We start from the raw sequence: 11,346 nt of genomic DNA, 5'->3' as shown, positions 1-11,346 counted from the left end.
TATCCGAATAAGTTACCGCTGCATACGAATCCGGAGCTTCGTGATGATCAATCATGATGAAGGGAACTTTTAGTTTTTCTAAAGTTAATCCCATTTCGCCGGTGCGGTGCAACGCATTAAAATCTAATGTAAAAATCAACGTAGCTTCTTGCAACAGTTGCGTTGCCGTTTCTTTATTTTTTTCAAAAATAAGTACCTTTTCTGAATCCGGAAGAAAAGCCAGATTTACCGGAAATTCATTTGGGGAAATGACAATTACTTCTTTTTGAAATTGTTTGAGATAATGATAGAGAGCTAGAGTTGACCCCATAGCATCTCCGTCGGGATTTCTATGAGGAATGATGACAATTTTTTTTGGATCTTGAAGCAATTTTTTGGCTTCGGCTAGTTGATTTGCATTCATGGGTGCGAAGTTACATTTTTTTATGAAAATGCCTTTACTTCGTTAAAAAAAGTCCAAGCCAAACCGCAGCGATTCCTAAAATTATACTCAATAAAATATAGGTAACCCCTAAAAGATATTGATTGTTTTGAAAAAGGGTTAAACTTTCGATACCAAAAGCAGAAAAAGTGGTAAATCCACCACAAAATCCAGCAATTAGAAAGAAGCGAATGTCGTGATTGGTCCAATTCCAACGTTCGATGAGTCCAATAAATGCTCCAATTAACAAACAGCCAATAATATTCACAATAAATGTTGCCCATGGAAACGAACTTTGAACGTATTTTTGCGTGAGTAGCGAAGTTCCATAACGAAAAACGCTACCCATTCCTCCGCCTAGAAAAATAAAAAGAAATGTTTTTAACATTAGGGATGAATTTATTTGCTTTTCAAAAGTTTATTTGTTGATTAAAGCACACGAAAGGATTCAGAAAAAGTTATCGGCAAACTTTTACCGCTTGATTTTATTCTCCAATTACAAATTCAGAGATTTGTTTATGCATATCTGGAATTTTATTTTTGATAACATCCCAAACGATTGCGTAATTAACGCCAATATAATCATGAATCAATCGGTCACGCATTCCCGCCATATTTTTCCATTGAATAGTATTCCATTTCAACTTGAAGTCATTAGGAATTTTCTTTGAAGCTTCTCCAATTATTTCCAAGCTTCTTACAATGGCTCTTTTCAAGGTTTCATCTTCCATAAAATCATCAAACAGTAAGTTCTCGCTAACTGAAATAATGTATAAACATTCGTCTTGAATATGTCTAAGATATTCTTGTGGTTCTTTAGACATACTGAACTTCATTTAAGATTTTTGGACCAATATACGGACTCAATCCATTTTTTGTAACAACTTCGATTTTTTCGTTTTTGAATATTTTCTCAAACAAATCGTATACCGCCATATAATTGTCAAAGTTTTCTTTTTCAGGTTCAAAATCAATAAGTAAATCAATATCACTTTCGCTTGATTGTTCATTGCGTAAGTAGGAGCCAAATAAGCCAACATTTCGAATGCCTAATTTCGAAAGCTTCAACTTATTAGATTTTAGCGTTTTTAATATGTTTTCTTTTGTTGTCATTTCAAACTTTTTTCAAAGATACAAAAGTTTGTCTTTTGAAACTCGGGACGTTGAAAATTAGGAGATAATGTTGAGCCGTTGTCACACGAATTATTTAGTGTTGCCTTATGAATTTATCATTGCAATTGACAATTTACAGTTGATTCAAAAATAGAAAAAATTCCTGTAGAAATTAAGAACCAAACGGAAGGTTTAAAGGCATCAAAAGTTTATTTGTTGATTAAACCACACGAAAGCATTCTTGCGGTTACGGAGGGAGGTCTTTTTTACAAGTAGTATGAACATTTAATTTTTTGAAGAGGTTGTGCAACAGTTACGGCTATTGTATGCTGCTTTTCTGTTCACCCATTTAAGTTTTAAAACTTCAAAGGTGGTCCAACAATTTTCATGTCATGTTCTACAAATAGTTTTGCTCCTTGCTCAGGTGGCGGTGGGGCATTAAGTTTCCCTAATTCTCCAAAAAAATCCTCCATTTTTCCTGATGGCTGAAAAAGAAAAAACATTTTTCCGTTTTCGGTTAACTGTGCAAAAGCATGGGGAATTGTTCTTGGTAAAAAAATTGTATCTCCCGCTTTTAAATTATGTTTGTCTTCGCCAACTTGAAAAAGGTACTCACCTTGAACAATAAAAAAAATTTCGTCTTGATGCAGATGAATATGTAATGGCGGTCCTCCTTTCTCGTTGCCTGTATATTCAAAAATTGTCAAGTCGCCATTTGTGTCCTTTTGCGAAACTTTAATGTCATTTGGGTTTTTACCACCTAATAATGTTTTTTCTCCAAATCTGCTTTCGGTTGCTTTAACAACAAAGCCTTTGTTTGGTCTTTTTGGTTTTTGAGCTGTCAAGTTTTGTCCAACCAAAAGTGCTGGAATTGCTGCTGCCGTTGTCAATAAAAATTTCTTGCGTTCCATATGTTAAATTTTAAATTGTTAGAGCACCTTGCAGGTTGTCAGAAAGCAGCATACAACTTGTATTTATGCAACACAAACATTCGTGTACACATCCAAAATAGCCATATTCGCGAATGTTTGTTTCGTTTTATTCTTTCAAATATATAAAATAATTCTTCATGAAATCATCGCTCTAAAACTCTTTTATGGTTCAATCAAGAGTTTAATTTGATTTGAAGAAATATTAAACCAAACGGAAAGTTTAAAGGTATGAAAAGTTTATTTGTTGATTAAGCCACAAGAAAGGATTCTTGCGGTAGCGGAGGCTATTGTGCGAAGTTATTTGTTAACTATTTTTTTATAAATCATATATTCTTTGTTGTATTCCATATCAAATTTCTCAACCGACATATTTCTCAGTAAAAAGTAGTGAATAATATTTAATAGAAAAAATATGCAAGAAATAATCAAGAATATTATTAGCACTCCATTTTTATCAGTTGAATTAAAGAAGTAAATAAAAAGTGGAATGGAAAGCAAAAACACGAATATTGATAAAACACCAAAAAACTTCTCTCTTAAATAAAAATGATGAATACCAGTAAAACCCCATAATGGAAATGCTCGTTTTAAAGCATTTTGTTTTGTTCTTTTGCTAGAATTATAATATTCATATTTGTTGTTTAAAAAAGTATTTAAATCATTATCAAATTTATCAACTACTTCATGATATTGTTTTCTTTTTTCATTAAGAAAATCTAGAGTTTGATCAGAATAATTAGAATCTATTAATACTTTGCCGTGTTCGTATTTGTCAATGTAAAATTTATTAAGATTATCGTAGTCTGATAAAATAGACATAGATGCATCTCCTTTAAATTTTAAATTTTCAATAACAATATTTGTTAAATCAATTAATCTTGAAACATTTGCTTTGTTTTGACTGACAAAATCAACTTTTTTTAATTCTTTGATTGCTTTTACAATTGAATTGTCATTTTGACTTATTCTACCATCATACCTATTATCGTTAATGGTATAAGAATTTTTACCATTTAAAAGAATGTTGGCACCAGCTCTTCCAAATTCTCTTCCAAATTGACTTGCGGCTCCGTTGATAATAGTTTCTAATAAACTCATTTTTTTTAGCTTTATGGTTAATTACGCACAACGACAGACTGTGAAAAAATCTCACAATACTTTTTAACAAATATACCTAAAACTTGTAAGAAAAAAAGAAAAGAATTAAAAACATTGAAAAACCCAAATTTATTTAAAAAACAAGCCCAACAAGGTTGCTATGCTATATATTTTATAAATTAAAAAAGTCGCTTAATTCACAAGTATTTTTTTAGTAACCGATTGATTATCGGCGGTGACTTTTAGAAAATAAAAACCGGTTGGTAAATTATCAATCGTATACGTTTGATTCAATGCACTTGGTTTTTGAATTTGTTGCATGATTTGTCCGTTGACATTGATTAAAATGATTTCATCCAATACTGCGTCGCTATCAATGTTTATTTTATGATCGGTTGTGGGATTTGGATAGACCACAAAATCAAAAGCAGTTAGAGCAGTTGTTGATAAGGTGCCCCAAATATCTTGAGCAGGAGTTCCTCCCCAAATTTTTGTGGCCAAATAGGGGTTGTCAATAAATGGATTTCTGTTTCCTTGTCCGTACGTGTTGTTGGCATTTCCTAAGTAAGTGTTCCGGTTTACTTCATAGGTTGAAACAGGATCTTGAGCATTCCATGTTAGAAATAAATCAATCATGCTGTCGCCTGTGCCTGTGGTTGAACCAACGCCAATATTTGTTGGCAAACATTGGTCTCCATAACGAACATACATATACATAATGATTCGGGCCACATCACCTTTCCATTGATCGCCTGGATACCAGTTGATACCAGTAGTTGCAGAATTTCCTGAACCTGCAGCGAATTTTCTGTTGCCACGCGTATTATTTCGTTGCACATCGCAAGCTCTCAGCATATGAGCGTCTGCTCCCGGTCCCGTTGATCCTAAATCAGGGGTGCCTAATGATTGTGCATAGACATGTTCTCGGTTCCATTCGCCGTTGTTACCACCGTTGGATTCTTTGTTGCGAAATAAATCGTTGGATACATCGCCATCCGTTCCATTTTCCCAACCATAAATCAAGAGAACGTTATTTGAATTGGAAGGGTCTAAATCAACAATTTTCAAAGCATTCCACACGCCTGGTGTGTATGTCAAAAAATTATCGTGGGTGGATGAAATCAATTGAGCCAATTGATTTTTTAAAACTTGTCCGTTAGTACTTAAATTAACAGGATTGTAATACGCTTGCTGCGAAAATCCTGCAACAACTATAAATAATTGAACAAATAAAAAGTATTTTTTCATCATAAAATTAGTCTGTTTTTCGTTCCAATAAAGCCATGTAAAATCCATCAAACCCTGAATCGGAGGCCAATATTTTTTTATCTTGCACAAAGGTAAAGTTTTTACCGTTTTCAGTGGTCAGGAATTTTTTCACTTGTTCCTGATTTTCAGAAGGTAAAACGGAGCAAGTAGCATAAACTAATTTTCCGCCCGGTTTTACTATTCGTGAATAATTTTCTAAAACTTCCGCTTGTACTTTGCGAATGTTATCGATGAATTCCGGTTGCAGTTTCCATTTACTGTCCGGGTTTCTTTTTAAAACACCCAAACCGCTACAAGGAGCATCGATTAAAACACGATCTGCTTTTTCATAAAGTTTTTTGATGACTTTGGTTGAGTCGATAATACGGTATTCGATGTTGAAAGCACCATTTCTTTTCGCACGAAGTTTTAATTGCTTTAATTTACTTTCGTATAAATCCATGGCAATTAATAGTCCTTTGTTTTCCATTAAGGAAGCCATGTGTAATGTTTTACCACCGGCACCGGCACAAGTGTCAACCACTTTCATTCCCGGTTTCACATCCAAAAATGCGGCAACCAATTGCGAATTGGCATCTTGCACTTCAAAAAAACCCTCTTTAAAAGCATCGGTTAAAAATACATTGGCACGTTCTTTTAAAACCAAGGCATCGGGTTGATTATCTAAATAGTCGGTTTCAATGTTTAAATCCATCAAAATCGCACGCAGTTTTTGCTTGGTTGTTTTTAAGGTGTTAACTCTTAAAATAACCTGAGCTTGTTGGTTTTGAGCTTCAATTTCTTTGGTCCAAAGAGCTTCACCTAATTCTTTTACACCCAATTCATCCATCCAATCGGGAATCGATTCTCTGTATTTTCTAATTTTTGACAATTCGTCAAAACGACCTTTTATTTTGCGTTGTGGGGTGCCTTCCAATTGTCTCCAATCCGGAATTGGATAACCGCGTAAAACAGCCCAAACGGCAAACATTCGCCATAAATCCTCACGGTCGTAGGGTTCTTTTACTTCGGCAATTTCAGCATATAATCGTTTCCATCGTACGATTTCGTAGATGGTTTCAGCCACAAATTTTCTGTCGGAACTTCCCCAACGTTTATCTTTTTTTAACGCACGTGCCACTACTTTATCTGCATATTCTCCTTCGTTGAAAATAGCATGTAAAGAATCAATGGTAGTGTAAACTAAATTTCTGTGTAATCTCATTATTTTTTTAATAGCCTGCAAAGGTATTACTTATTTGTGATTTTTAACCTCGTAAGGATTAATTTTAAGTTATTTAAAAACCAAACCCAGCACGAATTGTACTGGGTTCTGATAAATTAAAATTGCATTTGATTATGCTAAAATGGCTTCTAAAGACGGACCGGCGTAAACCAATCGTTTGCCATCTTCTGTATTCGTGTATTGCTCAAAGTTTTTGATGTATCGAGCAGCTAAATCTTTGGCTTTTACTTCCCATTCTTCTTCTGTTTTGTAAGTATCTCTTGGGTCTAAGATTCCTTCGCTAACATTCGGCAAAGAAGTAGGAACCGTTAGATTTAAGAATGGAATGTGTTTGGTTTCCATTTGATCGATTTCGCCACTGATAATGGCATCAATAATCGCACGAGTGTTTTTCAAAGAAATTCGTTTTCCGGTTCCGTTCCAACCTGTGTTTACTAAGTATGCTTTTGCTCCGTGTTCTTTCATTTTTCCAATCAATGTTTTAGAATACATGGTTGGATGTAAAGTTAAAAACGCTTCGCCGAAAGCCGGAGAGAAAGAAGGTTCAGGAGAAGTAATTCCGCGTTCTGTTCCTGCTAATTTAGAAGTGTATCCGCACAAGAAATGGTATTGTGCTTGGTCTTCATCAAGAATAGAAACCGGAGGTAACACTCCAAATGCATCCGCAGAAAGGTAAATTATTTTTTTAGCGTGGCCTGCTTTTGAAGGCAATACAATTTTATTGATGTGATAAATTGGATAAGAAACTCTAGAATTCTCAGTAATTGAATGATCGTAATAATCTACTTCACCATATTCATTCACAACCACGTTTTCTAGTAAGGCATCGCGTTTGATGGCTCTCCAAATGTCGGGCTCATTTTCTTCGCTTAAGTCAATTACTTTTGCGTAGCAGCCACCTTCGTAGTTAAATACGCCATTGTTATCCCATCCGTGTTCATCGTCACCAATTAGATAACGTTTTGGATCGGCAGATAAAGTTGTTTTTCCGGTTCCTGATAATCCGAAGAATACGGCTACATCACCTTCTTCGCCAACGTTAGCAGAACAATGCATCGATGCCATTCCTTTCAATGGAAGATAGTAATTCATCATGGCAAACATTCCTTTTTTCATCTCACCACCGTACCAAGTTCCACCAATAATTTGGATTTTCTCAGTTAAATTAAACACTACAAAGTTCTCAGAATTTAAACCTTGTTCTTTCCAGTTTGGATTGGTAGTTTTAGAACCGTTCATGACAATGAAATCAGGTTCGCCAAAATTTTCTAATTCATAAATAGAAGGTCTGATGAACATATTGGTTACAAAATGTGCTTGCCATGCCACTTCCATTACAAAACGTACTTTTAGTCTAGTGTCGGGGTTTGTACCACAAAAGGCATCCACGACATATAATTTTTTTGATGTTGAAAGCTGTTTTAAAACTAATGATTTTAATTCACGATAGATGGCTTGTGTGGTAGAGAAATTTACTTTTTCATCCCAATAAATAGTGTCTTTGGTAACATCATCTTTTACAATGTATCGATCTTTAGGTGAGCGACCTGTGAAAACACCTGTTTTTACCGCAACAGCACCTGTATCGGTTAAGGCTCCTTTTTCATATCCTTTTCTCATGTGAGAGGTTTCCGCTTGAAATAATTCTTCATAAGATGGATTGTACACTACTTCATGGTATCCGGTGATTCCTAAATCGTGAAGCTCTTGAATGACTTTAATATTTTTCATGGTAATATGATTTATAATTTATTCTAATTTCTATGTATCAAATTTCCAATAATTACGCTTCAAAAAAGATGATAAATATCAGTAAACAAAGAAATCTACGAAAACGTTTTCATTAAAAAGAATTGATTTTCAGCAGGTTGGTTACCTTTTTAATCATGGTTTAAAGAAATTACCCGGTGTTCTTTAAACCACTTGATAAAGAATTAATTACACTCAATAATTTTGTTAGAATTTTATCTTTTTCATAATTTGAATCATCAGCAATTGCTCGCCATTTTTGTAGGTACTGAATATGTAAATGGTGCAGAACTTTCAGTTTTTCGCTTCTCCATTTTAAATTATCGTACTGTCCTTGTCGTCGATTAGCAGCTTTTTCGCCAAAGAGTTCTTCCAGCAAATTCGTGCAATTTTCATGTTCTAAAATTATTTTCGACATAAAAAGTTCACGTTCCTCGTTAGTATCGTCTAAATTGGCATATAAATTCATTATTTCAGTATCTGAAAGAAGGAGATTCGTTTCCGTTTGAATCATTAAAAATTTGAGAAAAGCCCAATCGTTTATATTTTCTTTCAAGTGTTGAAAATCGTTTGGTTTTTCAGTTTTCAATGTTTTTAAGGCATTTCCTAAGCCATACCATCCGGTTAAGGAAATTCTAGAAAGATTCCAACTGAATACCCATGGAATAGCTCTCAAATCAGTAAGCGTTCTTGTTCCGGTTCTTCTTGCGGGTCTTGAACCAATTTTGCTTTTTTCTAAAACATCAATACAAGTAGCCTTGCTATAAAATTCGATAAAACCCCTCGTTTCAATCAGCTCCCGATAATGATCAAACGATTTTCGAGAAAGAAATTCCATAATTTCAAAAGGATGTTTTTCACCATTCAAATTATTTTTTGAGACAATAGTTTGTTTGGCCACACCCGATGTTAATGCATTCAGATTGTACGTAGCTGTTAGAGGGTTTCCAAACAATTGAGCAATTGATTCTCCTTGAACAGTAATTTTGATCGTTCCGTTGACGGTATTCATTGGCATGCTTTCTAAAAAACGGTGGTATTTTCCGCCTCCTCTACTAATCGTGCCGCCTGTTCCATGAAAAAAGTACAATGAAAAATTATGTTTTTTAGCTATTGCAGCAAGGTTTTGTTCGGCTTTATATAAATTCCACTTACTTGCAATGGTGCCACCATCTTTATTACTGTCACTGTAACCAAGCATGACTTCCTGTTTGAAATTTATTTTGGAAGCTCGTTCTTGTGTTACACTATGCTGTAAAAACTTTTCTAAAATTGTAGGTCCGTTATCTAAATCTTCAATCGTTTCTAAGAGAGGTACAACCTTAATTGGAGTATTCAGTAGCTGGGTTTCCTTCATGAAGAAGTAAACCAAAAGCAAATCACTAACATTTCTTGTCATGCTGATAATGAATGAGCCTATTCCATCCGATCCAAACTGATTAATATGTTGACGGACCACACGATAGCAGTCTAAAACATTATCGGCTTCGGCTCCATAAGCAACAGTTATTTCGGTAATTGTTTCGTTTTTATTAAGTAGTGAATTTAAATAGTTCACACGTTTATCTTCGTCCCAGTTTTCATAATCATACTCTTTTTCACCGGTGCTTTTTAGAATTTGAGCCATTGCTTTATCGTGAAATGCACTATTTTGCCTGATGTCTAACTTGGCTAGGTGAAAACCAAAACAGTTGACCATTCTTTCCATTGGAAAAAGTAAATCTTCAGCCAAACCTATCATTCCATTGCCGATGAGAATTTCTCTTAAGAACTTCAGATCTTGATGAAGTTCATGGCTTGATTTGAAGTAGGCACCCGAATCGGCATAATTATTTGTTAATGTATTTTCTAACTTTGCAAGTAATAAACTAACGTATTGTCTCCAAGGTTCGTAAGGGTTTCTTTGTTTTACTTTTTCACCTTGTATTCCTAAGGCATTTGCTTTTTTCTCGATAGCCTCAGCTAACAAAAAAGGAACTGCATTCGAAAGAGCAGAAACAGATAATTTTGCAGCCAATTGGATTAATCGATTTTTGAGCATCAATAAAGCATGCTTGCGGTGCAATTCTAGCGTCTCTTTTGTGATACTTGGAGTTACAAATGGATGACCATCGCGGTCGCCGCCAACCCAGCTGCCAAAATTGATTTTAGGGAAAACATCCGGATTTTTAATTTTATCCGGATTCAGACCTTTTTCTAGCCACGATGCTTTCAGTTGTTCGTCACTTTTCTCTAAAACTGAAGGGAATATTTTATATAAATAATACATAATATTTGCCCTTTCATCTTCAATATGTGGTTTCTCAAGATAAATTTCACCGGTTCTCCACCATCTTTCTAAAAGATGAATGATGCTTTCTTCAATATTTTTTTGTTCTAATTTGCTTAATGAAGCGTTTGCTCTTTTGACAAGCAGCAAGTATAATTCTCTATGAATTTCAATTACGGTTATACGTTTAGCTTCCGTTGGATGAGCCGTTAAAACGGGGATAACATTTGTATTTGAAATACTTTCCAGCATTTCATCTTCAGTAACACCCTTTTCTTTCCAAAGACTGATTGCTTCTGCCCAAGAGCCTCTAATTGAATTTATAGTATCTTGATTTTCAATTTTTCTTCGGTATTGAGTAGCGGCATTTTCTTCAACCAGCGTCATTAATTGAAAATAGATGCTAAGCGACTGAATAATTTTATCACTGGTTAGTCGGCCATTTTCCGTTTCTGAAAATTTATTTTTTTTTAAAAGTTCAATTACTTCCGTTTCGTCAATTCTTGAAAGCATTTCAAGGTAGCAATCAATAATGAAATTTCGATCGTTTTTAATTTTTTGAAATGAGTTTGTGTTCATTTGGGTATAAATTTTGAAGTTTTTTACCAATTAGAAGTTTCTAAAATAACCTGGCTTTTTAATTAGTTTTGGTTAGCTAAATTTACAAAATTTAATTCAACCGAAAGAGCTCTAATTTTATCTTTTTTTAAAATACTACGAAAACGTTTTCATTGCTTCTGGCTGATTTATAAGTGTTTACATTTTGCTACCCTCTATGTGTTGATTTAAGATAAAGAATCATCATTCAAAGCTAAAAAGTACCAAAAAACATTCGTAATTTTGCAGTCGTTTAACTGATATTTAACTACTAAATAAAAACATATGAGTCAATTTGATGTTGCTATCATCGGTTCCGGTCCCGGAGGTTATGTGGCTGCCATTCGTTGTGCACAATTAGGATTTAAAACGGCTATTATAGAAAAATATTCGGTTTTAGGCGGAACTTGCTTAAATGTGGGATGTATTCCCTCTAAAGCTTTGCTTTCTTCCTCTCATCATTACCATGATGCAGTAGCTCATTTTGAAGAGCACGGTATCGAAGTGGGTAAAGTGAAAGTAAATCTGGAAAAAATGATAGCCCGAAAACAAGCCGTTGTTGATCAAACAACAGGTGGAATCAAGTTTTTGATGGATAAAAATAAAATTACTGTTTTTGAAGGAATTGGCTCGTTTGAAGATGCTACACATGTGAAAGTAACCAAAAATGATG

The 11,346-nt window shown here is 34.4% G+C and carries 11 protein-coding genes; 1 reads left to right on the top strand and 10 read right to left on the bottom strand.

The annotated features are described in order from the left end of the window. From ACIQ2S_RS07595 to ACIQ2S_RS07550, 10 genes are all read right to left on the bottom strand, one after another. A partial coding sequence (locus ACIQ2S_RS07595) for a bifunctional oligoribonuclease/PAP phosphatase NrnA (protein ID WP_396174611.1) occupies nt 1-403 on the bottom strand: 403 nt, incomplete at its 3' end. A 34-nt stretch (nt 404-437) separates the two neighbouring features. Further along, the gene (crcB, locus tag ACIQ2S_RS07590; protein ID WP_396174609.1) at nt 438-809 is read right to left on the bottom strand and encodes a fluoride efflux transporter CrcB; all 372 of its coding nucleotides are present in this window, start codon (nt 807-809) and stop codon (nt 438-440) included. A gap of 97 nt (nt 810-906) precedes the next feature. Then, nucleotides 907-1,245 carry a DUF86 domain-containing protein gene (locus ACIQ2S_RS07585; protein ID WP_396174606.1) on the bottom strand — a complete coding sequence of 113 codons (339 nt, stop codon included), beginning with the start codon at nt 1,243-1,245 and terminating at the stop codon, nt 907-909. Continuing rightward, the gene (locus tag ACIQ2S_RS07580) at nt 1,238-1,534 is read right to left on the bottom strand and encodes a nucleotidyltransferase family protein (RefSeq protein ID WP_396174603.1); all 297 of its coding nucleotides are present in this window, start codon (nt 1,532-1,534) and stop codon (nt 1,238-1,240) included. Before ACIQ2S_RS07580 ends, ACIQ2S_RS07585 begins: the two co-directional genes overlap by 8 nt. Nucleotides 1,535-1,890: 356 nt before the next feature. Next, nucleotides 1,891-2,445: a cupin domain-containing protein gene (locus tag ACIQ2S_RS07575; RefSeq protein WP_396174600.1), complete on the bottom strand. Its 555-nt coding sequence runs from the start codon at nt 2,443-2,445 to the stop codon at nt 1,891-1,893. 318 nt (nt 2,446-2,763) lie between these two features. Then, nucleotides 2,764-3,564: a hypothetical protein gene (locus tag ACIQ2S_RS07570; protein ID WP_396174598.1), complete on the bottom strand. Its 801-nt coding sequence runs from the start codon at nt 3,562-3,564 to the stop codon at nt 2,764-2,766. Between the two features lie 192 nt (nt 3,565-3,756). Next, nucleotides 3,757-4,815 (bottom strand): endonuclease, encoded by a 1,059-nt coding sequence (locus ACIQ2S_RS07565; protein WP_396174595.1) that lies wholly within the window; start codon nt 4,813-4,815, stop codon nt 3,757-3,759. 4 nt (nt 4,816-4,819) lie between these two features. Then, nucleotides 4,820-6,037 (bottom strand): RsmB/NOP family class I SAM-dependent RNA methyltransferase, encoded by a 1,218-nt coding sequence (locus ACIQ2S_RS07560; protein ID WP_396174593.1) that lies wholly within the window; start codon nt 6,035-6,037, stop codon nt 4,820-4,822. Between the two features lie 132 nt (nt 6,038-6,169). Then, nucleotides 6,170-7,789 carry a phosphoenolpyruvate carboxykinase (ATP) gene (gene pckA / locus ACIQ2S_RS07555; RefSeq protein WP_396174591.1) on the bottom strand — a complete coding sequence of 540 codons (1,620 nt, stop codon included), beginning with the start codon at nt 7,787-7,789 and terminating at the stop codon, nt 6,170-6,172. A gap of 169 nt (nt 7,790-7,958) precedes the next feature. Next, entirely contained in the window at nt 7,959-10,655 is a 2,697-nt protein-coding gene (locus ACIQ2S_RS07550) for a phosphoenolpyruvate carboxylase (RefSeq protein WP_396174589.1), read from the bottom strand. Nucleotides 10,656-10,958: 303 nt separating this feature from the next. Here ACIQ2S_RS07550 and ACIQ2S_RS07545 point away from each other — a divergent pair. Further along, nucleotides 10,959-11,346: FAD-dependent oxidoreductase (locus tag ACIQ2S_RS07545; RefSeq protein ID WP_396174587.1), on the top strand; the 388-nt coding region annotated here is incomplete at its 3' end.

This window comes from Flavobacterium sp. (genome assembly GCF_044371705.1).
Classification (GTDB): Bacteria; Bacteroidota; Bacteroidia; order Flavobacteriales; family Flavobacteriaceae; genus Flavobacterium.
The sequence above is the reverse complement of the archived record's forward strand: the minus strand, read 5'-3'. Positions and strand labels throughout refer to the sequence as shown.

Bases quoted from the DNA above. Each gene is read 5' to 3' on its own strand.
- ACIQ2S_RS07565 (WP_396174595.1), bottom strand. From the start codon at position 4,815: ATGATGAAAAAATACTTTTTATTTGTTCAATTATTTATAGTTGTTGCA.
- ACIQ2S_RS07585 (WP_396174606.1), bottom strand. From the start codon at position 1,245: ATGTCTAAAGAACCACAAGAATATCTTAGACATATTCAAGACGAATGT.
- ACIQ2S_RS07570 (WP_396174598.1), bottom strand. From the start codon at position 3,564: ATGAGTTTATTAGAAACTATTATCAACGGAGCCGCAAGTCAATTTGGA.
- ACIQ2S_RS07550 (WP_396174589.1), bottom strand. From the start codon at position 10,655: ATGAACACAAACTCATTTCAAAAAATTAAAAACGATCGAAATTTCATT.
- crcB (WP_396174609.1), bottom strand. From the start codon at position 809: ATGTTAAAAACATTTCTTTTTATTTTTCTAGGCGGAGGAATGGGTAGC.
- ACIQ2S_RS07560 (WP_396174593.1), bottom strand. From the start codon at position 6,037: ATGAGATTACACAGAAATTTAGTTTACACTACCATTGATTCTTTACAT.
- ACIQ2S_RS07575 (WP_396174600.1), bottom strand. From the start codon at position 2,445: ATGGAACGCAAGAAATTTTTATTGACAACGGCAGCAGCAATTCCAGCA.
- ACIQ2S_RS07580 (WP_396174603.1), bottom strand. From the start codon at position 1,534: ATGACAACAAAAGAAAACATATTAAAAACGCTAAAATCTAATAAGTTG.
- pckA (WP_396174591.1), bottom strand. From the start codon at position 7,789: ATGAAAAATATTAAAGTCATTCAAGAGCTTCACGATTTAGGAATCACC.